Source organism: Pseudonocardia sp. ZF1 (assembly GCF_056835605.1).
In genome coordinates this window covers 1,653,030-1,677,292 of sequence record NZ_JAJNBY010000001.1, presented here as the reverse complement: position 1 = coordinate 1,677,292, position 24,263 = coordinate 1,653,030, and the positions used below count along the sequence as shown (strand labels likewise).

Sequence of the window (24,263 nt, the reverse complement as noted above, 5' to 3'; positions counted from 1 at the left end):
AGGGTCGCCACCGGCCGGAGGGGCCGGTGGCGCGGCAGGGCCGCGCGGTGCGAGCGGGGAGGTGCGTACCGATGGCCGTCCGTCGTGTCCGGGTGCGCAGCGCCTGCCCGCCCGCACCGTCCCCGCCGCGCGGCACGACCGGTCCCTGAGGACCGGCTCCGCGCGGCACTCCCTGCCGCCTCCGGAGCCGCACGTGTACTCCTCCGACCGTCCCGATCCCGTCCGCCGTCGCCGCCGTTTCGACGACGACGAGCCCCGCCTCCGTCCCGGCCGCGCCGACACCGCCGCGCTCGCCCTGGACGGCCGGGCCGGGCACGACCCCGACACCGCCGAGGTCCCCGGCGGTGGTGACCGCTGGTCCACCTGGCCCGGGCTGCCCGCCGGTGCCCGTGGCCCGCACCCCCGCCCCGGCTGGCTGGTGACCGACGCCGGCGCCGTCGACCACGAGCGCGGGGTGCTCAAGACCGGCAAGGAGGCCGACGTGCACCTCGTCGAACGCGGACTCCCCGGCCACGACGGGGTGCTGCTCGCCGCCAAGCGCTACCGCGACCCCGCGCACCGCATGTTCCACCGCGACGCCGGCTACCTGGAGGGGCGCCGCGTCCGGCGCTCCCGGGAGACACGGGCGATGGCGCAGCGCACCGCGCTGGGCCGCGACCTCATCGCCGGGCAGTGGGCGGCGGCCGAGTTCGCCGCGCTCGCCCGGCTGCACTCCGCGGGCGCCCCGGTGCCCTACCCGGTGTCGGTCGACGGGACCGAGGTCCTGCTGGAGTTCCTCGGCACGCCCGACGGGCGCGCCGCACCCCGGCTCGCCGGGCTGCGCCCGGACGCGGGCGAGCTGACCGCGCTGTGGCACGACCTCGTCGACGCCCTCGGCGTGCTCGCCGACCTCGGCTGGGCACACGGCGACCTGTCGGCCTACAACGTGCTCGTCCACCACGGCCGGGCGGTGCTGATCGACCTGCCACAGGTCGTCGACGTCGTCGGGAACCCGCAGGGACCGGAGTTCCTGGACCGTGACGTCCGACGCATCGGCGACTGGTTCGTCGCCCGCGGGCTCGACCCCGCCGCACCCGGGCGGCTCCTCACCGAGCTGCGGGAACGCACCCTGCTGGGCTGACCCGCCCCGCCGTTCCCCGGGGCGCGACGTGGCGTCACGCGTCGCGCCCCGGCGGCCCGGCACCGGGGAGCACGGGCACGGCGCGTAGTGTGGATCGACGAGCGCCCGGCCGCCAGAGCCGCCGGGCCGAGCCCTTCCATCACGGAGCGCGCACCGCGACGACGCGCCGCCGCGCCCGGGCCCGTCGGCCGAGCACACCTCCCCCGAGGTCTCCGCAGGACGTGCCACGTTCTCGAGGAGACCTGTCTTGACCAGGCCGCAGTTCCGCCCGCCGTCGTCCGAAGCCGGCGCCACGTCCGACCGTCCCGCCCGCCGGCGGGCCACCCGCCCGTCCGGGCCGTCCGCCGACGGTGGCGCCCACCGCGGGTCGGCCCGGCGCGACGACCGCCGCACCGAGACCCGCGGCGACGACCGCCGCGACCGTCCCGCCCGCGACGACGACCGCCGCGACGCCCCGCGTCCGGCCCGGGGCGCCCGCACCGGCGGCCCCGCCCGCGGCGAGCGCTCCGGCGCCCCCCGTGGGGACCGCTCCGCCCGGGGCGAGCGCTCCGGCGACGGCGGCGGCAACCGCGCCGAGCGTCGCGAGCACCTCCAGGACGGGAGCCGGGTCGACCGCGGCCCCGCCCGGTCCGCGCAGCGCGGCGGTGACCGTCCGGCCGCCCGCCGCGGCCGCCGCGGTGGTGGCGGCGGCGCCGCGGCGTCGCGGCCGGCCCCGGCCCGCGCCGCCGCCCCGAAGGCGGAGCCGGAGCCGCAGTGGGTCGAGCCCGAGGACGGCATGCCGTCGTTCGCCGAGCTGGGCCTGCCCGAGCGCCTGACCAAGGCACTGGCCGAGCAGGGCTTCACCGCCCCGTTCCCGGTGCAGGCGGCCACGCTGCCCGACACCCTCGCCGGGCGCGACCTGCTCGGACGCGGCCAGACCGGGTCCGGCAAGACCCTCGCCTTCGGGCTCGCGCTGCTGGCCCGCCTGGCCGGGGAGCGCTCCCGCCCGACCGCCCCGCGCGGTCTGGTGCTGGTCCCGACCCGCGAGCTCGCCACTCAGGTCGTCGCGGTCCTGGCGCCGCTGGCGAAGGCGGTCGACCTGCGGGTGACCGACATCGTCGGCGGGATGTCGATGAACAAGCAGGTCGCCGAGCTCCGGCGCGGGGTCGACCTGCTGGTCGCCACCCCGGGCCGGCTGTCCGACCACCTGCAGCAGCGCACCTGCGACCTGTCCGAGGTCACGATCACCGCGCTGGACGAGGCCGACCGCATGGCCGACATGGGCTTCCTGCCCCAGGTCCGCGCGATCCTCGACCGCACCCCCGCCGACGGGCAGCGCCTGCTGTTCTCCGCGACCCTCGACGGCGACGTCGACACGCTGGTCCGGCGCCACCTCACCGACCCGGTGACCCGCTCGGTCGCCCCGCCGACCGGCAGCGTCGCGACGATGGAGCACCACGTGCTCGTCGTCGACCGCGACGACCGGTCCCGCGTCGTCGCCGAGATCGCCGCCCGGGAGGGCCGCACGATCCTGTTCGTGCGCACCAAGCACGGCGCCGACCGGATGGTGCGGGTGCTGCGCCGCGAGGGCGTCGCCGCCGGGCCGCTGCACGGTGGCCGCTCGCAGAGCCAGCGCAACCGCGCGCTCGACGACTTCCGCTCCGGCGCGGTGCCGGTGCTCGTCGCGACCGACGTCGCGGCCCGCGGCATCCACATCGACGACGTCGGGCTCGTCGTGCACGTCGACCCGCCCGCCGACCCCAAGGCCTACCTGCACCGTGCCGGGCGTACCGCCCGGGCCGGTGAGGACGGCGTCGTGGTGACGCTGGCAACGCCCGAGCAGCGCGCCGAGGTGGACCTGCTCACCCGCCAGGCGGGGGTCTCCGCCGAGGTCTCGACGGTCCGCCCGGGGCACCCGGACCTGGTCCGCGTGACCGGCTCGCGGGAGCCGTCCGGCGAGCCGATCGTCGTCGCCAAGCCGCCGAAGCCGACACCCCGCCGCCGCCCGGCCGCGGGCGGGACCGCGCGCACCGACCGGCCGCGCCGACGGCGCTGACCTCCCCCGGGTCGCGGCAGGCGCCCCGGCCGCGACCCGTGCGGGTCAGCCTCGCCGCGCCTGCCGGCGCAGCTGCAGGATCCGGCCCGTCCCGGGCACGGCGACCAGCAGGATCCCGGCGATCGCGGCGAACAGCAGCGCCACCCCGGTGGGCAGCGTCCCGGTCAGCCACAGGAAGTTGATCGCGACCGGCTCGGTGTTCTGCAGGATGAACACCAGCAGGAAGATCAGCACGACCGCCGAGAGGATCAGCGCGGCCCACAGCCCGCCGGTGCGGGTGTGCGGGATCGCGCGCTTCTCGGTGGTGGCCTCGGAACCCGGGCCGCCGCCCTCCACCGGCACCGCCACGGTCGGCTGATCGGCCGTGGGGTCGGGTGTGCGCAGCGCCGGATGGGTCGCCGGGTCCGCCGTCGGGTCCTCCGGTCCGACCCGCCCCCAGGCCGGGGAGTCGCCGCCCCGTCGGTCGTCGCTCATCCGTTCCGCCTTCCTCTCCCAGCGTGTCCGCTCGTGCACCCTCCGGTTCCGGGCACGCGCGGGAGTATCGCGCACTCGGCGTCCCGGCGACGGCGACGCGCGGGGCACGCCCGCCGTCCGGTCGTGCGCCACCGGCCGAGGAACTACCGTCGGGCCGGCAGCGCCGCCGAACCCCGCGAGGAGCGCACGTGGACCACGCCGAGGCCGTCCGGGTCTTCTTCGCCGCCGCACCGGAGGGGATCGAGGTGCCCGGCGCGGTGACCGGCGGCGCACCGGCCCGCCGGCTGCGCGACGCGCTCGAACCGGTCGCGATGCACGACGTCTGGTCCTCCCGGTTCGGCGACGCCGTCGGCGCCCGCGGCCTGGACTTCTTCACCGCCTACGTCGGCGGGCGCGGCGGACCGTTCGGCGGCCGGGCGCCGGGGGCGCTGGTCGCCGCCGCGTTCGCCGTGTTCGAGCCCGGGTTCGTCGGCTCCACCTGGGAGGACGCGCTGCGCCTCGTCGACGTCGAGGAGCTGCAGCAGCTGCGCGACGCCGAGACCGCCACGAGTCTGCGCGCGGTCCTCGGCGAGGAGACCGACGCGGGCCGCGTCGCCGAGGTCGCCGGGATCCTGGAGCGCGCCGTCGACGCGGTGTCCGGCGCGGGCAGGCCGCTGTTCTCCGCCCTGCGTGCCCGGCCCCGTCCGCAGGATCCGGCCGGGCGGCTGTGGCGGGCCGCCGACCTGGTGCGCGAGCACCGCGGCGACGGCCACGTGGCCGCCTCCGTCGCGGCCGGGCTGGACCCGGTGCGGATGGGCGTCCTCGCCGAGCTGTGGGTCGGCTACCCGCTCGGCGAGTACTCCGGCACCCGCGCCTGGCCGCAGGACATGGCCGACGCGGGCGCCCGCAGGCTCGCCGAGGAGGGCCTGACCACCTCCGCCGGGCCCGACGCCGCCCTCACCGACGACGGCCGCCGCTTCCGCGACCGGGTCGAGGCCGCCACCGACGCCTCCCAGGACGACCTGGTCGCCGCGCTGGGCGACGACCTCGACGGCGTCACCGCCGACCTGGACCGCTGGTCGCAGGCCTGCATCGACGCCGGGCAGTTCCCGCCGGACCTGCGCAAGCGGGCCGCGGGCTGAGCCCCGCTCAGGAGCGGCGGCGCTCCATCGGGACGTGCGGGATGCCGTCCTCGACGAACCGCTCCCCCGCCGGCACGAATCCGTGCCGGGCGTAGAACGGCTCCTGGACCTCCTGGGCGTCGAGCACGCAGGGGCGGTCGCCGACCTCGGCGAGCACCGAGTCCATCAGCCGGTGCCCCAGCCCGCGTCCGCGCGCGTCGGCGCGGGTGCAGACCCGGCCGATCCGCAGCACCCCGCCGGGGTCGGCCAGCAGCCGCAGGGTCGCGACGACCGTGCTGCCGTCGGCCAGCCAGTGGTGCCGGGTGCGCGGTTCGAGGTCGCGCCCGTCGAGCTCCTGGTAGGGGCACTCCTGCTCGACGACGAAGATCGCGGTGCGCAGCGCGAGCAGCGCGTACAGGGTGGCCGGGTCGAGGTCGGCGGCCCAGTCGCGGTGCAGGGTCGGGGTCGCCGCGGCCGGTGTGGGAACGGTCATCCGCAGAGGGGTACCAGAGCGTCGCGGGCCCGCGGAAGCGGTTAGCCTCGCGACGTGGCCCACCATGATCTGGTCGTCATCGGCACCGGTTCCGGAAACACCTTCATCGACGAACGCTTCGCCGATCTCGACGTCGCGATCGTCGAGCACGGGGTGTTCGGCGGGACCTGCCTGAACGTCGGCTGCATCCCGACCAAGATGTACGTCTACGCCGCGGACGTCGCCGAGACCATCCGGCACGCGCACACCTACGGCGTCGACGGCACCGTCGACAAGGTCCGCTGGACCGACATCCGGGACCGGGTGTTCGGCCGGATCGACCCGATCTCCGACGGTGGGCGCTCCTACCGGGTCGACCGCAGCCCCAACGTCACCGTGTACTTCGGGCACGCCCGCTTCACCGGCGAGCGCGAGCTGGGCGTCGAGCGCACCGACGGCTCCGGCACCGACACCGTCACCGGCGACCGGATCGTCATCGCCGCCGGGTCGCGGCCGAGCATCCCGCCGCTGGTCCACGACGCCGGCGTGCCGTTCGAGACCTCCGACACGGTGATGCGGGTCGACGACGTCCCGCGCCGGCTCGCGATCCTCGGCGGCGGCTACATCGCGTCCGAGTTCGCGCACGTGTTCTCCGCGCTCGGCGCCGAGGTCACCGTCATCGCCCGCGGACCGAAGCTGCTGCGCCACCTCGACGACACGCTGTCCGACCGGTTCACCGAGGTCGCCACCGCCCGCTGGGACTGCCGGCTGGGCCGTCAGGTCACCGCGCTGTCCGGCGACGGCAGCGGCGGCCCCGGCGAGGTGGAGATCACCCTCGACGACGGCTCCACCGTCGTCGCCGACACGCTGCTCGTCGCCACCGGCCGGATGCCCAACGGCGACCGGATGGACCTGGACCGGGGCGGCGTGACCGTGCACGCCGACGGCCGGGTCGCCGTCGACGAGTACCAGCGCAGCGTGTCCGCGGCGGGCGTGTGGGCGCTGGGCGACGTGAGCTCCCCGCACCAGCTCAAGCACGTGGCCAACCACGAGGCCAAGATCGTCGGGCACAACCTGGCGCACCCGGACGACCTGCGCGCCACCAACCACGACTTCGTCCCGGCCGCGGTGTTCACCGAGCCGCAGATCGCCTCGGTCGGGATGACCGAGACCGAGGCCCGCGACGCCGGGTTCGACATCGCGGTCAAGGTGCAGAACGTCGGCGACGTCGCCTACGGCTGGGCGATGGAGGACCGCACCGGCATCTGCAAGCTGGTCGCGGAGAAGGGCACCGGACGACTGCTGGGCGCGCACCTGCTCGGGCCGCAGGCGTCGACGCTGGTCCAGCAGCTGATCCAGGCGATGGTGTTCGGCCAGACCGTCTCCGAGATCGCGACCGGGCAGTACTGGATCCACCCGGCGCTGCCCGAGGTCATCGAGAACGCCCTGCTCGGCCTGGAGATCTGAGGATCAGCCGGCGGCGCGCTCGGCCGGGTCGAGCGGCTCGCCGGGCGCCTCCGGACGCGGCCGCGCCTCCGGGTCGTACGTCGTCGCCGGGCGGGTCTCCCCGCGCAGCTCCTCGAGCAGCCCGGTCACCGCGTCCATGATCTTCGCGGTGGCCGCGTCGAGGGTGGTCTTCGTGAGCGGCTTCCCGGCGAACTCCGAGAGGTCCACCGGCGGGCCGAGCGCGACCGTGACCCGCTTGCGCGGGAACGGCGTCGGCTTCCCGTCGGCGGGCAGGAAGTCCTGGGTGCCCCAGTTCGCCATCGGGATCACCGGGGCGCCGGAGCGCAGCGCGATCCGGGCGACGCCGTTCTTCGGCTTCATCGGCCAGTGCCCGGGGTCGCGGGTGTAGGTGCCCTCCGGGTAGATCGCGACGATCTCCCCGCGCTCCAGGGCGTCGATCGAGCCGGTGAACGACTCCGCCGCCCGCTTCGACGACCGGTACACCGGGATGTGCCCGCCGTGCCCGAGCACCCACTTGACCACCGGCACCGACCACAGCTCGCCCTTGGCCAGGAACCGCGGGATCCGGCCGTGCGCGGTGCCGAAGGCGATGTCGAAGATCGGGTCGGAGAACGAGACGTGGTTGCCGACCAGCAGGGCGCCGCCGGTGCGCGGCAGGTGCTCCGCGCCGCGCCAGCCCAGCCGGGTCCCGAAGACGACGAACGGCCAGATCACCGCGATCGCGAGCCCGAACCAGAAGCCCGACCCGCGACGCCGGCGTCGCACCGTCGCCACGACCTTCTGCCACACCGTCAGCTCCGGTGGCACGCCCATCGTCGTCGTCCTCTCCCCGCCCGTCCGTCCGCGGCGCCCGGTCCCGGGCACGCGACCATCTTCGCCCCTCACCACGACCGGATGCGTCCGTGGTCCTACCCACCCCGGCCGCGACCACCGGAGGTGATGCACACCTCACCCGTTCGAGCGATCCCCGCGCGCCGAGATGTCTCGACGAGCGAGGTACTGCGGACCCGATCTAGGGTCGACGGGTACGCACCGGTCGCGGACCGTGTCCGGGCCGACCCGATGTGAGGACGGTCCCACCGACCGGCCACCACCGGGCCGCCGGACGAACACGCGCCGAGACCGTCCCGGTGCCCCGTGCACCCCGTCCCCTGCGAGGCGCCCCGTGCCCGATCCGAGTCCGTGGCTGGAGAACGCCGGCGACCGACACCCCGAACCGGCCGGTGTCGTGCTCGTCGCCCACGGCGGGAAGTCGCACTCCACGGCGCCCGCCCGGCGCGGGCTGGCCCTGCTGCGCATGCTGCCGTTCGCGCACTCCCTGGAGCGCGGCGGGCGCGCCCACCGGACCGGGACGGGCTCGGGCGTCGCGGTGCACCTGCTGCGCTACCGGGTGCGGGGCTGGAACGGCCCGGCCATGGACGCCTACCGCGACGCCGAGTGGGCCGTCCACGAGCTCGCGCGCCGCTACCCGGGCCGCCCGGTCGTGCTCGTCGGGCACTCGATGGGTGCCCGCGCGGTGCTGCGGGCGGCGGGCGCACCCGGCGTCGTCGCGGTGTGCGGGCTCGCCCCCTGGCTGGAGGGCTCCGACCCGGTCGACCAGCTCGCCGGGCGGTCGGTGCTGATCGCGCACGGCGACCGGGAGCGGATGACCGACCCCGCGGCGTCCTACGCCTACGCCCTGCGCGCCCGGTCGGTGACCGACCGGGTCGCCCGCTTCGACGTGCTCGGCGACGGCCACGCCATGCTCCGCCGCGCCGGTGACTGGACCGCCCTGGTGCGACGTTTCGCACTCGGCGAGCTCGGGGCCGAACCCCGTGACCCGGTCATCGCGAACGCCATGGCGGAACCCGCCCCGGCCGGGCTGCGGGTCGCCCTCGAAGGAGTTGACAGGTGAGTGCACCGCAGGCGCGTCCGACCGTCGCCGTGGTCGGCAGCGGGGTGTCCGGTCTGACGGCCGCCTACCTGCTGTCCCGCAGCCACGACGTGACGCTGTACGAGGCCGACGCCCGCCCGGGCGGGCACGCCCACACCCACGAGCTGGCGTCCTCGGACGGCGGGACCACCCACGTCGACTCCGGGTTCATCGTCCACAACGACCGCACCTACCCGAACCTGCTGCGCCTGTTCGGCGAGCTGGGGGTGGCCACCCAGGACTCCGACATGTCGATGTCGGTGCGCTGCGACGGCTGCGGGCTGGAGTACGCCGGTGCCCGCAAGCTGGGTGGTCTGTTCCCGCAGGCCTCCAACGTGGCCCGGCCGGCCTACCTGCGGATGCTCGGCGAGGTCGTGCGGTTCCACCGGCACGCACGCCGGGTCCTGGCCGAGGAGTCCGCCGGCGATGTGACGCTCGGGGCGTTCCTCGCGATCGGCGGCTACTCCCGCTACTTCGTGCAGCACTTCATGATCCCGGTGGTGTCCTGCGTGTGGTCGGCGGGCGCGGCGCTCTCGCTGGACTACCCGGCGCGCTACCTGTTCACCTTCCTCGACCACCACGGCATGCTCGGGATCGGCGGCTCCCCGCAGTGGCGGACCGTCACCGGCGGGTCCCGCTCCTACGTGGACCGTGTCGTCAAGCAGCTCCCGGCGGTGCGCACCGCGACGCCGGTCCGCTCGGTCCTGCGCTCGACCGCGGGCGTCGAGGTCCGCGACGACGCCGACACCGTCGCCGCGTTCGACCACGTCGTGCTCGCGACCCACCCCGACCAGGCGCTGGCGGTCCTCGGCGACGGCGCCACCGCCGACGAGCGGGCCGTGCTGGGGGCGTTCACCTACTCCCGCAACGAGACCTGGCTGCACCACGACACCTCGCTGCTGCCGCGCCGGTCCGGCGCCCGGGCGTCCTGGAACTACCTCAAGCCCGCCTGTGCGGACGCCACGGGCGGGCCAGGCGGATCCGACGGCACCGCGGCCCCGGTCCTGGTCAGCTACGACATGAACCGGCTGATGCGCCTCACCGACCCCGACGACTGGGTGGTCACGCTGAACGGCGCCGGGCGGATCGACCCGGACGCCGTCGTCGCGCGGATGACCTACGAGCACCCGGTGTACACGCCGGAATCGGTGGCCGCCCAGCGCCGCCTGCCGGAGCTGAACACCCCGGTCACCGCCTACGCCGGTGCCTACCACGGCTGGGGCTTCCACGAGGACGGCTGCGCCTCGGGCGTGCGCGCCGCCCGCGCGCTCGGGGTGAGCTGGTGAGCACCCCGGCGCTCTACGACGCCGAGGTCCGTCACGCCCGCAGGCGCGACCTGGAGACGGCGTTCTCGCATTCGATCTACTACTGGCTCGTCGACCTGGACGCGCTGCCGCGGCTGCCGTTCTGGCTGCGCCCGTTCGCCCGCTTCGACGCCCGCGACCACCTCGGGGACCCGGAGCGCGGGATCCGGGAGAACGTCGACACCTACCTGGCCGCGCACGGCATCGACCTGGCCGGGGGCCGGGTCCTGATGCTCGCCCACGCCCGGGTGCTCGGCTACGTGTTCAACCCGATCTCGGTGTTCTGGTGCCACCGCGCCGACGGCACGCTCGCCTGCGTGGTCGCGGAGGTGCACAACACCTACGGCGAGCGGCACTGCTACCTGCTGCACCCGGACCCGTCGGGGCGGGCGGGCGTGGACAAGGAGTTCTACGTCTCGCCGTTCCTCACGGTCGACGGCCACTACACGATGCGCCTGCCCGAGCCCGACGACCGGCTCGGCATCGCGATCACGCTGCACCAGGACGGTGCGCCCGCCTTCGTCGCCACCCTGGCCGGGATCCGCAGGCCCGCGACCACCCGGCAGGTGGCGCGCACGGTGCTGCGCCGCCCACTGGTCACCCAGCGGACCGCGGCGCTGATCCGGCGCCACGGCATCGCGCTGTGGACGAAGCTGCCGGTCGTGCCGAAACCGGCCCGGCCACCACAGAACCGCGCGGGCCTCCCCGACGAACACTCCACACAGGATCAGCACCAGGAAGGGGTCACGCGATGACCATGCAGCACGACGGGATCGCCGTGCCCACCCCCGGTGGCGTGCGCGGCGCCCGGCCCCGTAGGCACGCCGTGCCCCGCCCCAACGAGGGTGTGTGGCCCGGTCTGGCGACACCGCCCGTGGCTCCGGCCAAGGCCCGGATCGCGGAGTCGCTGTTCCGCAACGCGGTCCGGTCGCTGCCGGTGCGGGTGGTGTTCCCCGGCGGGGAGCGGCTCGGTGCGGGCGGCCCGACCTCGCCGGTCATGCGCATCGAGCGCCCGTCGGCGTTCTTCCACCGGCTCGGCGCGAACTCCAAGATCGGGTTCGGCGAGTCGTACATGGTCGGCGACTGGACGACCACCGACCTGCCCGGGCTGCTCACCCCGTTCGCCGCCCGGCTGTCGACGCTGGTGCCGCCCGCCCTGCAGCGGCTGGGCCGCCGGTTCGCCGAGGCCCGCCGGCCCACCGCCGAGGTCAACTCGGTCGAGGGGTCGCGGGAGAACATCCACCGCCACTACGACCTGTCCAACGAGCTGTTCGCGCTGTTCCTCGACGACACCATGTCCTACTCCGCCGGCTGGTTCGCCGACGGTTCCGACGACCTCGTCCTCGCCCAGGAACGCAAGATCGACGGCATCCTGGACATGGCGGGCGTCGAGGCCGGGATGCACGTGCTGGAGATCGGCACCGGCTGGGGCGGGCTCGCGACGCGGGCCGCGCAGCGCGGCGCCCGGGTCACCACGCTGACGATCTCGCAGGAGCAGAAGGCCCTCGCCGAGGCGCGGCTCGCCGAGGCGGGCGTGGCCGACCGGGTGCAGGTGCTGCTGCGCGACTACCGCGAGGCCCAGGGCTCCTACGACGCCGTCGTGTCGGTCGAGATGATCGAGGCCGTCGGCGTCGAGTACTGGCCGACGTACTTCGCCGCGCTGGACCGGCTGCTCAAGCCGGGCGGGCGGGTCGGCCTGCAGTCGATCACCATGCCGCACGACCGGATGATGGTCGCCCGCAACGACTACACCTGGATCCACAAGTACGTCTTCCCCGGCGGGATCATCCCGTCGGTCGAGGCCATCGAGGACAACCTCGCCCGGCACACCGGCGGGCTGCGCGTCGCCGAGCGCCGGAGCCTGGGCTACGACTACGCCCGCACCCTGGGCCACTGGCGCACCCGCTTCCTCACGCGGTGGGACGAGGTCGAGGCACTCGGCTTCGACGAGACGTTCCGGCGGATGTGGGAGTTCTACCTCGGCTACTGCGAGGCCGGGTTCCGCGTCGGCTACCTCGACGTCGTCCAGTTCTCGCTGCAGCGCCGCCCGTCCTTCTGAGAGGTGCCCTCATGACCACCACCCCCGCGGAGCGCCTCACCTCGCTCCTGGAGGACGTCCTCGGCGCCCCGCTCCCGGTGCGGCTGCGCGCCTGGGACGGCAGCGAGGCAGGCCGCACCGGCACCCCCGACGACCCGAACCCACCGACGGTGATCGTGAACCGCCGCCGCGCCCTGCGCCGGCTGCTGTGGGCGCCGGGCGAGCTCGGCCTGGCCCGCGCGTTCGTCTCCGGCGACCTGTCCGTGGACGGGGACGTCGCCGACGGGCTGTCCCGGTTCTGGGCGCTCTCGCGCAGCGCAGGCGGAGCGAGCATCGGCACCGCGAAGCCGGGGACCGGTTCGGCGACGCTCGACCTGCGTCAGAAGCTGGGTGCGCTGGGCACCGCGGCCCGGCTCGGCGCCGTCGGCCCCCCGCCGCGGCCGCCGGCGTCGGAGGCCCGGCTGGGCGGGCGGCGGCACAGCCGTCGCCGCGACCGCGACGCGATCAGCCACCACTACGACCTGTCGAACGAGTTCTACGCCTTCCTGCTCGATCCGCAGATGGCCTACTCGTGCGGCTACTGGACCCGCGACGAGGGGCCCGGCTACACCCTGGTCGACGCCCAGCGCGACAAGCTGGACCTGATCTGCCGCAAGCTCGGCCTGGCGCCGGGGATGCGGCTGCTCGACGTCGGCTGCGGGTGGGCCTCGCTGCTCGTGCACGCGGCCGAGCACTACGGCGTGCACGCCACCGGCGTGACCCTGTCCGCCCAGCAGCGCGACTACGGCGTCGAGCGCGTCCGCCGGGCGGGGCTGTCCGAGCGGGTGGAGATCCGGCTGCAGGACTACCGCGAGATCTCCGAGCAGCCCTTCGACGCCGTGTCCTCCATCGAGATGGGCGAGCACGTCGGGCAGGAGAACTACGGCGTCTACGCCGCACAGCTGCACCGCATGCTGCGCCCGCACGGACGCCTGCTGCTGCAGCAGATGTCGCGCGGGTCGGTCGGGGCGAACACCGCACCGGCCGGCGGCGCGTTCATGGAGGCCTACGTCGCGCCGGACATGTACATGCGCCCGCTCGGTGAGACCCTCGGGTTCCTGGAGCAGGCCGGGCACGAGATCGTCGACGTGCACTCGCTGCGCGAGCACTACGTGTGGACGGTCCGGCCCTGGCTGGAGACGCTGCAGGCGCACCGCGACACCGCGGTCCGGATGATCGGCGAGGAGCAGTGGCGGATCTGGCTGCTGTACCTGGCCGGCGCCGCGCTGGCGTTCGAGGAGAACCGGATGGGCGTGCACCAGATCCTCACGGTCCGCCCCGGTGCCGACGGCACCTCCGGGCTCCCGCGCAGCCGCACCGGGATCCTGGGGCTCGACCCGGCCGTCGGGTCCGCCCCGGCGGGCGCGCCGTCGCCGGCCGCGACAGCATGACCGGGGTGAACCCGTTCCCCTGGGCGGCGTGGGCCGTCAACCTCGGCGTCACCGCCGTCGCCGTCGCCGTGCTCATGGCCCTCGCGTACGCGATCGGCGTGCGGCGCGGCCGGCACGACGGCGTCGACGTCGTCTGGGGGCTCGGGTTCGTGTGGGTCGCGTTCGTCACCGCGGTGACCGCGACGGCCCTCGACCCGACCGGCGACGGCTGGCGGCGCGCCCTGGTGGTCGTGCTCGTCGCGGTGTGGGGCGGGCGGCTGGCCCGCCACATCGCGCGGCGCAACCACGGGAAGCCCGAGGACCGGCGCTACGTCGACCTGCGCGAGCGCGGCTCGATCGGCCGGCGCGTCTACCTCACCCAGGGCGCGGTGATGTGGGTCGTCTCGCTCCCCGTGCAGGTCGCCCAGTACGGCACCGCGGCCGCCGGATGGCTGGTCGCCGTCACCGTGCTCGGCGTGCTCGTCTGGGCGGTCGGGTTCACCTTCGAGTCCGTCGGCGACGCCCAGCTCGCCCGGTTCACCGCCGACCCCGCGAACCGCGGCGAGGTGATGGACCGCGGGCTGTGGCGGTTCACCCGCCACCCCAACTACTTCGGCGACGCCTGCGTCTGGTGGGGCCTGGGCATCCTCGCCCTGCACCACCCGGCCGGGCTGATCGGCCTCGTCGGGGTCGCCGTGATCACGGCGAACCTGATGAAGGGCACCGGCGCGGCGCTGCTGGAACGCGACATCGCCGACCGGCGCCCCGGCTACGCCGACTACGTCCGCCGCACCAGCGGGTTCCTCCCGCTGCCCCCACGTTCCTGACCCACCCCGCACCCGCGACCCGAGGAGACACCATGGCCGTCGGCGACACCGCCACCGACTTCGAGCTGCCCGACGAGGCCGGCGCACCGCGCCGGCTGTCCGACCTGCTGGCGGCCGGGCCCGTCGTCCTGTTCTTCTACCCGGCCGCGATGACCGGTGGCTGCACGGCCGAGGCCTGCCACTTCCGGGACCTCGCGGCCGAGTTCGCCGAGGTCGGCGCGCAGCCGGTCGGGATCTCCTCGGACCGGCCGGACAAGCAGAACATGTTCGCCGCCGCGAACGGCTTCGGGTTCCCGCTGCTGTCCGACGCCGACCACGCCGTCGCGAAGTCCTTCGGCGCCTACCGCGCCTGGCTCCCGGGGAACTTCCACACCCGCCGCAAGACGTTCGTGATCGGCCCGGACCGCGCGGTCCTCGCCGAGATCGGGTCCGAGACCGACATGAACAAGCACGCCGACGAGGCGCTGGCCCTGCTGCGCGAGCGCGCCGCCGCCTGACCGCACACGCCGGGCGGCCCCGCCTCAGGGCAGGGTCAGGATCTCCGCGCCGTCGTCGGTCACCACGATGGTGTGCTCGAACTGCGCGACCCACGACTTGTCCTTGGTGACGACGGTCCAGTCGTCGTCCCAGGTGTCGTAGTCGATGCCGCCGAGGGTGATCATCGGCTCGATGGTGAAGGTCATCCCCGGCTCGAGGACGGTGTGCACGTCGGGCTGGTCGTAGTGCAGCACGACCAGCCCGGAGTGGAACTCGTGGGCGATGCCGTGGCCGGTGAAGTCGCGGACCACGCCATAGCCGAAGCGCTTGGCGTAGGACTCGATGACCCGGCCGACGACGTTCAGCTCACGCCCGGGGCGGACGGCCTTGATGGCGCGCATCGTGGCCTCGCGGGTGCGCTCGACGAGCAGCCGCGCCTCCTCCGACACGTCACCGGCGAGGAAGGTCGCGTTGGTGTCGCCGTGCACCCCGCCGACGAACGCGGTGACGTCGACGTTGAGCACGTCGCCGTCGTCGATGACGGTCGTGTCCGGGATGCCGTGGCAGATGACCTCGTTGAGGCTGGTGCAGCACGACTTGGGGAAGCCGCGGTAGCCCAGCGTCGAGGGGTACGCATCGTGGTCGACGAGGAACTCGTGGACCACGCGGTCGATCTCGTCGGTGGTGATGCCGGGGCGGACGGTCTCCCCCGCGAGCTGCAGCGCCTGGGCCGCGATCTTCCCGGCGTGGCGCATCAGCTCGATCGTCTCGGGCGTCTGGATGTCGCCGCGGCGGCTGCGTGCCGGGGCCGGCTTGCCGACGTACTCCGGACGCGGGATGTGCGACGGCACCTCGCGACTTGGGGTCGGCGTACCGGGGACGAGCAGCGTGCGGGTCGACATGACCCCCATCGTACGTCCGGGGCCCTCAGCGGGTCGGGGTGCGCGGGGCCCGCATCCGCGCGACGGCGGCGGAGATCCCCCGCCAGCCCAGCAGCAGCACCGCCAGCGAGATCGTCGCGACGACCGCGAACGACAGCGGCAGCCGCCCCAGGAACCCCAGCCGCAGCACGAGCCCGACGACCACGGCCCCGGCGAGCACGACCGCCCCGGCGCGCAGCGACGCCGGCGCCGACCGCACCCACGGCGTCGCCCAGGCCGCCGCGACCCCCAGCGCGAACGGCAGCGCGGTGCCGAGCAGGCCGAGCACGCTGTCGGCCTCGGCGTGGCTCAGCCTCCCGATGGCGGCGAACACCACGACGGCGACGAGGTCGGCCACGAACGCCAGGGCGGGGATCCGGCTGGGGTGCACGACGACCAGGGTAGGGCGCCCGGCACGACGCCGTCCCGCCGCCGCCCGGCCGGTCGCTCAGCGCGGGACGCCCGCCAGGAAGCGCGCCGTCATCTGCACCGCGGGCCCGGACGACCCGCCGTCGACGATGAGGGTGGCGAAGGCCAGGTCACCGCGGTAACCGGTGAACCAGCCGTGCGAGCGGTTGCCGCCGTCGGGGCCCGCGTACTCGGCGGTGCCGGTCTTGCCGTACACCTCGCCCTGCCCGGCGGCGGCCCGCGCCGTCCCGGAGGTGACGACGGCGCGCATCATCGGGCGCAGCTGGTCGAGCACCGCGCGGTCCGGGGTGCCCGGCGCGACGGCGGCCTCGGTCGTCGCCCCGCGGATCAGCGACGGCGTGACGGGCGCGCCGTGCTGGACCGTCGCCGACACCAGCGCCATGCCGAACGGGGAGGCGAGGACGTCGCCCTGTCCGAAGCCGTCGCTGGCCCGCTGCAGGTCGTCGGTCGCGGGCGAGACGGTACCGGTGATCGTCGTCATCCCGGGGATCTTCCAGTCCGCGCCGAAGCCGAGCGCCTTCCCGGCGTCCGGGAGGCCGCCGGCGGGCAGGCCGAGGGCGAGCCGGGAGAACGTGGTGTTGCAGGACTGTGCGAACGCCTCGGTCAGCGGCACGGTGCCGAGCACGAAGGAGTCCTCGTTGGGGATGGTGCGCCCGTCGATGACGGTGGTGCCGGGGCACTCGACCGGGGACTGCGGGGTGAGGTTCTCCGCCGGCATCGCCCCGTACGCGGTGACGATCTTGAAGGTGGAGCCGGGCGGGTAGCGGCCGGTCAGGGCCAGCGCGCCGTCGCGGTCGGCGGCCGCGTTCTGCGCCACCGCGAGCACCGCCCCGGTGGACGGCCGGATCGCGACGATCATGGCCTGCTTGGAGTCGGCGTCGACGGCGGCCTGCGCCGCGTCCTGCACGGTGCGGTCCAGCTCCAGGGTGACCGGCTTCCCCGGCCCGGCGGGCTGCCCGGCCACCGAGCGGACGGTCTCGCCGCGGGCGCCGACGACGTCGACCGACCAGCCGGGCGTCCCGCCGGCGGCCTTCTCGATGTCGGCGCGGGCGCCCTGCATCAGCTGCCCCGCGAAGCCCTGGTCGGGCGGCAGCAGCCGCGTCGAGGACACGAACCGGACGCCGGGCAGGTCGTAGATCCGGTCGCGGACCCGCTGGTAGTCGGGCTCCCGCAGCACGACGACGGTGTAGGCCTGTCCGTCCGGCACGGCGTTCGCGCCCGCGGTGATGCTCGACGCCGTGATCGCGGGGTCGATCGTGCCCAGTGCGGAGCCGAGCCCACCCGCGGCCTGCCCGACCTGCGCCTTGTCCAGGGTGACGGTGACGACCGGGGTGGGCGCGAGCAGCGTGGCCCCGCCGGCGTCGAGGACGGGCGCCGGGGCGGCGGTCACGGTGCGGGTCACCGGGCGCTGGCCGTCGGTGAGGCCCGGCGCGAACGCGGCGGGCGACCACGCGACCGCCCAGCCGGTGTCGTTGCCCGCGGTGTCGTCGGCGGCGACGAGCGGCAGGTCCAGGGTGTAGTTCCAGGCCCGGCCCTGCCCCAGGTCCCAGGCGACCTCCACCGTCGACGTCGCGCGGTCGCCGTCGGTGCGGGTGCCGGTCACCCGGGCGGTCATGCCGGCCGGGGCGAGGTCGTCGCGGGACTTCTGCAGGTAGGCGCCCGCCGTCTCCGCGTCCGTGGTGTAGACGGCCGCACCCGGCGCGTCCCCCGCGGCCCAGGCCGTGACGTACCGCTCGGCGGTCGTCCCGGCACCTCCCCAGGGGCGCAGCAGCGCCACCACGACACCCACCGCGACGAGCACGACGATCGCGGCGGCCAGGACCAGGGGGCGCTTCCGCAGGGTGGCGATCACGATCAGCGAGTATGCCGCGCCCGGTGTGAGGCCCGGGTGTCCGGGCGCCCCGTCAGTCCTCCGCCGCGGCCAGGGTCTCGCGCACGGTCCGCAGCATCGCGGTCAGCTCGGCGGTCCGGTCCCGGTCGAGCCCGATGGCCTCCGGCGCGGTGAACTCCTGCACCAGCGGCCGGGCACGCTGCAGCGCGGCGCGGCCGTCGTCGGTGAGCTCCAGACCGGCGCGGCGCCCACGGCCGCCCGGCCCGTCGCGGCGGACGAGGCCACGGGCGACGAGGTCGGTGACCAGCTCCCCCACGCTCTGCGGGCGCAGCAGCACGATCCGGGCGAGCTCGGCCTGCGACGGCGGCGGCCCGCCCGTCCGTTCGCGGTCGGCGAGCTCGGCGAGCACGCCGAAGCCGGTCGCGGTCAGGCCGGCCCGGGCGAACACCCGGTGGAATCCCCGGGCGACGACGTGGGCCGTCCGGATGAGCTCCCAGAGCGGCACGTCCTCGTCGGGCACGGACCGGACGCTATCAGGCGCCTGGTAGCTGCCCGTCGCTCACAGCACCCCGGCGAACGCCAGCGCGACGACCTGGGCCATGGCGTTGTGCACCAGGTGGGTGACCACCCCCGGCCACACCGAGCCGCTGCGTCGTCGCAGCTCACCCGCGACCAGCCCGACGACCAGCGCCGTCAGGAACACCACGTTCAGCCCGTGCGCCAGCGCGAAGACCACGGCACTGCCCAGCACACCGACGACGGCGCCGTAGCGCAGCAGCGCCGAGGTGACCACCCCGCGGAACAGCAGCTCCTCCCCCAGCGGTGTCAGCACCGCGAGGAACAGCAGCGACAGCGCCACCGACCAGGCCCCGCCGCTGCCCGCGTCGGCGTAGGCGCCCTGGATGTTCTCCGGCTCGATCCCGAGCGCGACCATCCCGACCACCAGCAGCCGGCTGACGACGAAGGCCAGGACCGCCCCGGCGGCGCCGAGCAGCAGCCAGCGCATGGACGTCGCCCGCACGCCGAACTCCGGCAGCGGGCGACGCCGGACCGCGATGGCCGCGGCGAACCCGGCGATGCCCGCGATCCCCGACAGCGCCGCGAGGAACAGGCCCCCGGCGAGCGGACCGGGGTCGAGGGTCCGCAGCACCAGCGGTCCGCCCCCGTAGGCGACGGCGGCCAGCACGACCAGGCCGACGACGACCTCCACCCACCCCGGGCGCGGACCGGTCCCGGTGACGACCGGCGACGCGGAGCTGGAACGGGACACGACGACCTCCCTGCTCGTGGTGGCGCGGCGGATGTCCGCGGCCACGGCCGAGTCGACACCGTGCCGTTGCGGCACGGTCAAGCACCGCGACCCGATCGTGGTCAGAACAGGACGGTGGCGAACCGCGCGACCTGCACGAACCCGACCCGCTGGTACGCGGCCCTGGCCGGGGCGTTGAAGGCGTTGACGTACAGGCTGGCGCAGCGGCCCATCCCGGCGAGCGCGACCGCGACCGCCGACGTCCCGGCCGTGCCGAGCCCGTGCCCGCGCCAGGCCGGGTCCACCCAGACCCCCTGGATCTGGCCGACGGTGCGCGACAGGGCGCCGATCTCGGCCTTGAACACGACCTCACCGTCGTGGAACCGGGCGAACGCCCGCCCGGACGTGATCAGCTCGGCGACCCGGGCCCGGTAGCCCGCCCCGCCGTCGCCCTCCCGGGGGTCGACGCCGACCTCCTCGGTGAACATCGCGACGGCGGCCGGCAGGTAGCGGTCGAGCTCGGAGATCCGGACCGGACGCACCCGGGCGTCGGGCGCGATCATGGGCGGCCGTTCGAGGGTCATCAGCGGCTGGTCGGGCCGGATCTCGCGGGCCGGGCCCCAGCCCGGTGCGAGCTCTTCCCACAGCGGCAGGACGAGCTCGGCCCGCCCCACCAGCGACGAGCACACCCGTCCGGCCCGGCGGGCCCGGTCGGCGAAGGCACGCAGCGCCGCCCGGTCACCGCGCAGCGGCACCAGGTTCGCCCCGGAGAAGCACAGACCGTCCGCCGGGGCCCCGTGGGACCACAGCTCACCGCCCAGCCGCCACGGGTCGAGGCCGACCGCCTCGATACGGGAGGCGACCATGCACGCGGCGACCGGGTCGGCGTCGAGCACGTCGTGCACCCCGGAGCGGTGACGATCGTCGAGAAGCCGTGCTCCGGCCACCCTCAGCACGGGTTCATGATGCCACGCCGACGCCCGTCCGGTACCGGCACTCGCTCAGCCGACGGTCACCTGCGGTTCACCCGTCACACCGTCCACGCTCTCGCCCATCTCCTCGGCGAGCCGCATGGCCTCCTCGATCAGCGTCTCCACGATCTTGTGCTCGGGGACGGTCTTGATGACCTCGCCCTTGACGAAGATCTGGCCCTTGCCGTTGCCGGAGGCGACGCCGAGATCGGCCTCGCGCGCCTCGCCGGGACCGTTGACGACGCAGCCCATGACGGCCACGCGCAGCGGGACCTCCATGCCGGTCAGACCGGCGGTGACCTCGTCGGCGAGGGTGTAGACGTCGACCTGGGCCCGACCGCAGGACGGGCAGGAGACGATCTCCAGCTTGCGCGGGCGCAGGTTCAGCGACTCCAGGATCTGCTGGCCGACCTTGATCTCCTCGACCGGCGGCGCGGACAGCGAGACCCGGATGGTGTCGCCGATGCCCTGGCGCAGCAGCGCCCCGAACGCGACGGCCGACTTGATCGTGCCCTGGAACGCGGGCCCGGCCTCGGTGACGCCCAGGTGCAGCGGGTAGTCGCACTGCTCGGCGAGCAGCTCGTAGGCCCGCACCATGACGACCGGGTCGTTGTGCTTGACCGAGATCTTGATGTCGTGGAAGTCGTGCTCGGCGAACAGGCCCGCCTCCCACATGGCCGACTCGGCGAGCGCCTCGGGCGTCGCCTTGCCGTACTTCTCCATCAGGCGCTTGTCGAGCGAGCCCGCGTTGACACCGATCCGGATCGGCGTGCCGTGGTCCTTCGCGGCCTGCGCGATCTCCTTGACCTGGTCGTCGAACTTGCGGATGTTGCCCGGGTTCACCCGCACCGCGGCACAGCCTGCCTCGATCGCGGCGAACACGTACTTGGGCTGGAAGTGGATGTCGGCGATCACCGGGATCTGCGACTTCTGCGCGATCGCGGGCAGGGCCTCGGCGTCGTCGGCGGACGGGCAGGCGACGCGCACGATGTCGCAGCCGGCCGCGGTCAGCTCGGCGATCTGCTGGAGGGTCGCGTTGACGTCGGAGGTCAGGGTGGTCGTCATGGACTGGACGGAGATCGGGTGGTCGGATCCGACACCGACCGGGCCGACCTGCAGCTGCCGCGTCCTCCGGCGCGGGGCCAGGGTCGGCGCGGGCGCGGACGGCATACCCAGGGAGACGCTCACGACCTCCACTATCCCACCGCGCCGCGGGACCCGCCGTACCCGGTGAGCAGGGGCACTACGTGCGGCCCTGGTTCTCCTGCGCGTCCTGCAGCGTCGAGCTGTGCGGCAGCCAGGTCGCGAGCTCGACCGGCCACCCGTCGGCCTCCAGCACCCGGACGACGGCGGGGTCGTCGTCGAGGATCATCGCGATCTCGCGCTCCCGGGCCAGCAGCCGCAGGACCTCGCGCTTGACGTAGCGGGCGGGGCGGTGGTCGTCGTCGGGGCGCATGAACAGCGGCCCGGTCGGCAGGCCGAAGCCCTTCAGCCAGGTCTCGGTCAGCCTGCGGTTCCGCTCGGGGCGACCGGTCAGGTAGACGACGTCGTACTCGTCCTGGGCCGCGCGCAACCGGTCCGCGCCCTCGTCGAGCAGCGGGTCGGCGTGCGCGGCGGCGAAGAACTTCTCCCACCGGTGCACGTCGAGGAAGTGCAGCCGGTGCGAGACGTCGGCGAGGACGCCGTCGATGTCGAAGACGGCCAGCGGGCGTGCGCCCTCGGGTGCTGCGCTCACCCGAACAGCCGCACCGGGTTGACGATGTCGGCGATCGCGACCATGACGGAGAACCCCAGGAAGACGATCACGAAGACGTAGGCGACGGGCAGGAGCTTGGCCGCGTCGACCGGCCCGGGGTCGGGGCGCCCGAGCAGCTTCGCGGTGTTGCGCTTGATGGCCTCCCAGATCGCCGGGACGATCTGGCCGCCGTCCAGCGGCGGGACCGGGAGCAGGTTCAGCAGGAACAGCGACAGGTTCACCGCGGCCAGCATCATCAGGAACCGGCTGACATCGGCCTGCCACGGGACGTCCTGCTGGGCGAGGATCTCGCCGCCGATCCGCGAGACGCCGACGACGCCCATGGGGCTGTCCTGGCTCCGCTCCTCGCCGAGGAACGCGGCACCGAACAGGGCCGGGATGCGGGCGGGGATCTGGGTGATCGCCTCCGCCGTGCGGACGACGCCGTTGCCGATCTGAGCGGCGACGTCACCCGGCCCGAGCTGCGTGTACTGCGTGTCGAGCGCAACACCGAGATAGCCCGCCGTCACCGTGGCGTAGGGGTCCGCAGAGCCCCGTGCCGGCAGGACGTTTGGGATGACGTCGACGGTCAGCGGGATCTGCCGGCCGGCCCGCTCCACGACGACCGGGGTGGGCCCCGACGACGCGCGGATCGCATCCTGGAGCGCGGTACCGTCGTCCGGCCCGAACTCCTGCCCACGGACCGACAGGATGCGGTCGTCGGGCTGGACCCCGGCCGCGAGCGCAGGGGCGAGCGGCGCTCCGGCCGGGCACTCCTGCGGGACACCGTCCTGGACCGCGACGGCCGGGAGCACGCACTTCTCGAGCGACTCGATCTGGGTGGTAGCGGTCGGTACGCCGATCCCCATCAGGACCAGGGAAAAAAGCACCACCGCCAGGATCAGGTTCATGAACGGCCCGGCGAACATGACGACGATCCGCTTCCACGGTGACCGCGTCCAGAACTGCCGGTCCGCGTCCTCCGGCCGCACGTCCATCTGCGACTGCGCCCTGGCGTCGTCCATCAGCCCCTGGAAGGGACCGGTGCGACGGTTGCGGCCCAGCGTCCCGCCCTTCGCGGGCGGCAGCATCCCGATCATCCGGACGTAGCCGCCCAGCGGGATCATCTTGATGCCGTACTCGGTCTCGCCACGACGCACCGACCAGAGGGTGCGGCCGAAGCCGACCATGAACTCCGGGACCTTGATCCCGAACCAGCGGGCCGTGGTGAAGTGCCCGAGCTCGTGCCAGGCGATCGACAGCAGCAGCCCGAAGAAGAAGATCGCGATACCGACGACCGTCCAGACGATGGTCACGTTCCCGCCTTCTCGCGCGCGTGGGCGCGGGCCCAGGTCTCGGCAGCCAGCACGTCGTCCACGGTAGCCGGGTCACCCGTCCAGGCGTCGGCCGCCTCCAGCACCCCGCCGAGGAGGTCGGTGACGTCGGTGTAGCCGATCGCCCCGGCGACGAACGCCTCGACGAGCTCCTCGTTGGCCGCGTTGAGCACCGCGGGCAGGCAGCCGCCCGTGGTCCCGGCGGCGCGCGCCAGCCGCACACCGGGGAACGCGTCGTCGTCGAGGGGCTCGAAGGTCCAGCTCTGCGCGGTGTCCCAGCGGCACGGCGCCGAGGCGCCGGCGATGCGGTCCGGCCAGCCGAGCGCCAGCGCGATCGGCAGCCGCATGTCCGGCGGCGACGCCTGCGCGATCGTCGAGCCGTCGGTGAAGGTGACCATCGAGTGCACGATCGACTGCGGGTGCACGGTGACGTCGATGCGGTCGTAGGGCACCCCGAACAGCAGGTGCGCCTCGATCACCTCGAGGCCCTTGTTCACCAGCGTCGCCGAGTTGATGGTGATGACCGGGCCCATGTCCCAGGTCGGGTGCTTCAGGGCCTGCTCGACGGTCACGTCCCGCAGCGACGCGCGCGACCGGCCGCGGAACGGGCCGCCCGAGGCGGTGAGGACCAGCCGGTCGACCTCGGACTCCCGCCCGCCGCGCAGGCACTGCGCGAGCGCGGAGTGCTCGGAGTCGACCGGCACGATCTGCCCCGGCGCGGCCGCCGCCGACACCAGCGGACCACCCGCGACCAGCGACTCCTTGTTCGCCAGCGCGAGCCGGGCACCGGTGGCGAGCGCGGCCAGGGTCGGGCCGAGGCCGCGGGAGCCGGTGATGCCGTTCAGGACGATGTCGGCGCCGCACGCGGTGACCAGCTCGGTCGCGGCGTCCGGGCCGTCGAGCACCTCGACGCCGGGCAGCTCCTCCCGCAGCCGCGCCGCCGCCGCGGCGGACGCGACCGCGACCCGCCCGACCCGGTGCGTGCGGACCTGGGACACCAGCAGGTCCACGTCCGATCCGCCCGCGGCCAGCCCGGACACCGTGAACCCGCCGGCGCGGGTGATCACGTCCAGGGCCTGGGTGCCGATCGACCCGGTGCTGCCCAACACGACGAGTGACTTCATCACCGCACATCATCCTCGGCCCGCGAGCTGTGCGA

At 74.6% G+C, this 24,263-nt stretch carries 24 protein-coding genes; 11 read left to right on the top strand and 13 right to left on the bottom strand.

Features of this window, described 5'->3' with window-relative positions:
- Window positions 1–193: 193 nt before the first annotated feature.
- Both ZF1_RS08325 and ZF1_RS08320 read left to right on the top strand, forming a co-directional pair.
- Window positions 194–1,120, top strand: coding sequence for an RIO1 family regulatory kinase/ATPase domain-containing protein (locus ZF1_RS08325; RefSeq protein WP_482636924.1), 927 nt, complete (start codon window positions 194–196; stop codon window positions 1,118–1,120).
- 247 nt (window positions 1,121–1,367) lie between these two features.
- Complete coding sequence (locus ZF1_RS08320; protein ID WP_482636923.1) at window positions 1,368–3,155, top strand: DEAD/DEAH box helicase; 1,788 nt, start codon at window positions 1,368–1,370, stop codon at window positions 3,153–3,155.
- 45 nt (window positions 3,156–3,200) lie between these two features.
- Here ZF1_RS08320 and ZF1_RS08315 read toward each other — a convergent pair whose 3' ends face one another.
- The gene (locus ZF1_RS08315) at window positions 3,201–3,629 is read right to left on the bottom strand and encodes a LapA family protein (RefSeq protein WP_178376818.1); all 429 of its coding nucleotides are present in this window, start codon (window positions 3,627–3,629) and stop codon (window positions 3,201–3,203) included.
- Between the two features lie 188 nt (window positions 3,630–3,817).
- On the opposite strand from ZF1_RS08315, the gene ZF1_RS08310 reads away from it, so the two are divergent.
- Entirely contained in the window at window positions 3,818–4,750 is a 933-nt protein-coding gene (locus ZF1_RS08310; protein ID WP_482636922.1) for an SCO6745 family protein, read from the top strand.
- A gap of 7 nt (window positions 4,751–4,757) precedes the next feature.
- Here ZF1_RS08310 and ZF1_RS08305 read toward each other — a convergent pair whose 3' ends face one another.
- Window positions 4,758–5,222: a GNAT family N-acetyltransferase gene (locus ZF1_RS08305; protein WP_482636921.1), complete on the bottom strand. Its 465-nt coding sequence runs from the start codon at window positions 5,220–5,222 to the stop codon at window positions 4,758–4,760.
- A 54-nt stretch (window positions 5,223–5,276) separates the two neighbouring features.
- On the opposite strand from ZF1_RS08305, the gene ZF1_RS08300 reads away from it, so the two are divergent.
- Window positions 5,277–6,668 carry a mycothione reductase gene (locus ZF1_RS08300; RefSeq protein ID WP_405418579.1) on the top strand — a complete coding sequence of 464 codons (1,392 nt, stop codon included), beginning with the start codon at window positions 5,277–5,279 and terminating at the stop codon, window positions 6,666–6,668.
- A 3-nt stretch (window positions 6,669–6,671) separates the two neighbouring features.
- Here the strand turns inward: ZF1_RS08300 and ZF1_RS08295 are convergent, their stop codons facing one another.
- The gene (locus tag ZF1_RS08295; protein ID WP_226355786.1) at window positions 6,672–7,481 is read right to left on the bottom strand and encodes a lysophospholipid acyltransferase family protein; all 810 of its coding nucleotides are present in this window, start codon (window positions 7,479–7,481) and stop codon (window positions 6,672–6,674) included.
- 352 nt (window positions 7,482–7,833) lie between these two features.
- Between ZF1_RS08295 and ZF1_RS08290 the strand changes: the two genes are divergently transcribed.
- Genes ZF1_RS08290 through ZF1_RS08260 form a run of 7 tightly spaced genes read left to right on the top strand, consistent with a single transcriptional unit; the run spans window position 7,834 to window position 14,655 of the window.
- The gene (locus tag ZF1_RS08290; protein ID WP_405418581.1) at window positions 7,834–8,562 is read left to right on the top strand and encodes an alpha/beta hydrolase; all 729 of its coding nucleotides are present in this window, start codon (window positions 7,834–7,836) and stop codon (window positions 8,560–8,562) included.
- Window positions 8,559–9,866 carry an NAD(P)/FAD-dependent oxidoreductase gene (locus ZF1_RS08285; protein ID WP_476654154.1) on the top strand — a complete coding sequence of 436 codons (1,308 nt, stop codon included), beginning with the start codon at window positions 8,559–8,561 and terminating at the stop codon, window positions 9,864–9,866. The genes ZF1_RS08290 and ZF1_RS08285 overlap by 4 nt, the downstream gene beginning before the upstream one ends.
- Window positions 9,863–10,639 carry a DUF1365 domain-containing protein gene (locus tag ZF1_RS08280; RefSeq protein ID WP_208822470.1) on the top strand — a complete coding sequence of 259 codons (777 nt, stop codon included), beginning with the start codon at window positions 9,863–9,865 and terminating at the stop codon, window positions 10,637–10,639. The genes ZF1_RS08285 and ZF1_RS08280 overlap by 4 nt, the downstream gene beginning before the upstream one ends.
- Entirely contained in the window at window positions 10,636–11,943 is a 1,308-nt protein-coding gene (locus tag ZF1_RS08275; protein WP_482636920.1) for a class I SAM-dependent methyltransferase, read from the top strand. The genes ZF1_RS08280 and ZF1_RS08275 overlap by 4 nt, the downstream gene beginning before the upstream one ends.
- An 11-nt stretch (window positions 11,944–11,954) precedes the next feature.
- Window positions 11,955–13,352, top strand: a complete 1,398-nt coding sequence (locus ZF1_RS08270; RefSeq protein WP_482636919.1) for a class I SAM-dependent methyltransferase — start codon at window positions 11,955–11,957, stop codon at window positions 13,350–13,352.
- A complete protein-coding gene (locus tag ZF1_RS08265) occupies window positions 13,349–14,158 on the top strand; it encodes a DUF1295 domain-containing protein (protein WP_405418587.1) in 810 nt (269 codons plus the stop codon). Before ZF1_RS08270 ends, ZF1_RS08265 begins: the two co-directional genes overlap by 4 nt.
- A gap of 32 nt (window positions 14,159–14,190) precedes the next feature.
- Window positions 14,191–14,655 carry a peroxiredoxin gene (locus ZF1_RS08260; RefSeq protein WP_178376828.1) on the top strand — a complete coding sequence of 155 codons (465 nt, stop codon included), beginning with the start codon at window positions 14,191–14,193 and terminating at the stop codon, window positions 14,653–14,655.
- Between the two features lie 24 nt (window positions 14,656–14,679).
- Here ZF1_RS08260 and map read toward each other — a convergent pair whose 3' ends face one another.
- The 10 genes from map to dxr form a co-directional block, all read right to left on the bottom strand.
- A complete protein-coding gene (gene map / locus ZF1_RS08255) occupies window positions 14,680–15,537 on the bottom strand; it encodes a type I methionyl aminopeptidase (protein WP_073578284.1) in 858 nt (285 codons plus the stop codon).
- Between the two features lie 25 nt (window positions 15,538–15,562).
- A complete protein-coding gene (locus ZF1_RS08250; protein WP_224403194.1) occupies window positions 15,563–15,946 on the bottom strand; it encodes a DUF3054 domain-containing protein in 384 nt (127 codons plus the stop codon).
- 57 nt (window positions 15,947–16,003) lie between these two features.
- Window positions 16,004–17,836, bottom strand: a complete 1,833-nt coding sequence (locus ZF1_RS08245) for a penicillin-binding transpeptidase domain-containing protein (RefSeq protein WP_482636918.1) — start codon at window positions 17,834–17,836, stop codon at window positions 16,004–16,006.
- 52 nt (window positions 17,837–17,888) lie between these two features.
- Window positions 17,889–18,335, bottom strand: a complete 447-nt coding sequence (locus ZF1_RS08240) for a MarR family winged helix-turn-helix transcriptional regulator (protein ID WP_208822458.1) — start codon at window positions 18,333–18,335, stop codon at window positions 17,889–17,891.
- 39 nt (window positions 18,336–18,374) lie between these two features.
- A complete protein-coding gene (locus tag ZF1_RS08235; protein ID WP_482636917.1) occupies window positions 18,375–19,085 on the bottom strand; it encodes a CPBP family intramembrane glutamic endopeptidase in 711 nt (236 codons plus the stop codon).
- Window positions 19,086–19,186: 101 nt separating this feature from the next.
- The gene (locus ZF1_RS08230; protein WP_251784821.1) at window positions 19,187–20,020 is read right to left on the bottom strand and encodes a GNAT family N-acetyltransferase; all 834 of its coding nucleotides are present in this window, start codon (window positions 20,018–20,020) and stop codon (window positions 19,187–19,189) included.
- Between the two features lie 45 nt (window positions 20,021–20,065).
- Window positions 20,066–21,223 carry a flavodoxin-dependent (E)-4-hydroxy-3-methylbut-2-enyl-diphosphate synthase gene (ispG, locus tag ZF1_RS08225; RefSeq protein WP_174565920.1) on the bottom strand — a complete coding sequence of 386 codons (1,158 nt, stop codon included), beginning with the start codon at window positions 21,221–21,223 and terminating at the stop codon, window positions 20,066–20,068.
- A 55-nt stretch (window positions 21,224–21,278) separates the two neighbouring features.
- On the bottom strand, window positions 21,279–21,770 hold the full coding sequence (locus tag ZF1_RS08220) for a phosphatase domain-containing protein (protein ID WP_482636916.1): 492 nt from the start codon (window positions 21,768–21,770) through the stop codon (window positions 21,279–21,281).
- Window positions 21,767–23,086 (bottom strand): M50 family metallopeptidase, encoded by a 1,320-nt coding sequence (locus ZF1_RS08215; RefSeq protein WP_345642852.1) that lies wholly within the window; start codon window positions 23,084–23,086, stop codon window positions 21,767–21,769. The genes ZF1_RS08220 and ZF1_RS08215 overlap by 4 nt, the downstream gene beginning before the upstream one ends.
- A complete protein-coding gene (dxr, locus tag ZF1_RS08210) occupies window positions 23,083–24,228 on the bottom strand; it encodes a 1-deoxy-D-xylulose-5-phosphate reductoisomerase (RefSeq protein WP_346101981.1) in 1,146 nt (381 codons plus the stop codon). Before dxr ends, ZF1_RS08215 begins: the two co-directional genes overlap by 4 nt.
- Window positions 24,229–24,263 lie beyond the last annotated feature (35 nt).

Bases quoted from the DNA above. Each gene is read 5' to 3' on its own strand.
- ZF1_RS08305 (WP_482636921.1), bottom strand. From the start codon at position 5,222: ATGACCGTTCCCACACCGGCCGCGGCGACCCCGACCCTGCACCGCGAC.
- dxr (WP_346101981.1), bottom strand. From the start codon at position 24,228: ATGAAGTCACTCGTCGTGTTGGGCAGCACCGGGTCGATCGGCACCCAG.
- ZF1_RS08265 (WP_405418587.1), top strand. From the start codon at position 13,349: ATGACCGGGGTGAACCCGTTCCCCTGGGCGGCGTGGGCCGTCAACCTC.
- ZF1_RS08295 (WP_226355786.1), bottom strand. From the start codon at position 7,481: ATGGGCGTGCCACCGGAGCTGACGGTGTGGCAGAAGGTCGTGGCGACG.
- ZF1_RS08260 (WP_178376828.1), top strand. From the start codon at position 14,191: ATGGCCGTCGGCGACACCGCCACCGACTTCGAGCTGCCCGACGAGGCC.
- ZF1_RS08315 (WP_178376818.1), bottom strand. From the start codon at position 3,629: ATGAGCGACGACCGACGGGGCGGCGACTCCCCGGCCTGGGGGCGGGTC.
- map (WP_073578284.1), bottom strand. From the start codon at position 15,537: ATGTCGACCCGCACGCTGCTCGTCCCCGGTACGCCGACCCCAAGTCGC.
- ZF1_RS08270 (WP_482636919.1), top strand. From the start codon at position 11,955: ATGACCACCACCCCCGCGGAGCGCCTCACCTCGCTCCTGGAGGACGTC.
- ZF1_RS08275 (WP_482636920.1), top strand. From the start codon at position 10,636: ATGACCATGCAGCACGACGGGATCGCCGTGCCCACCCCCGGTGGCGTG.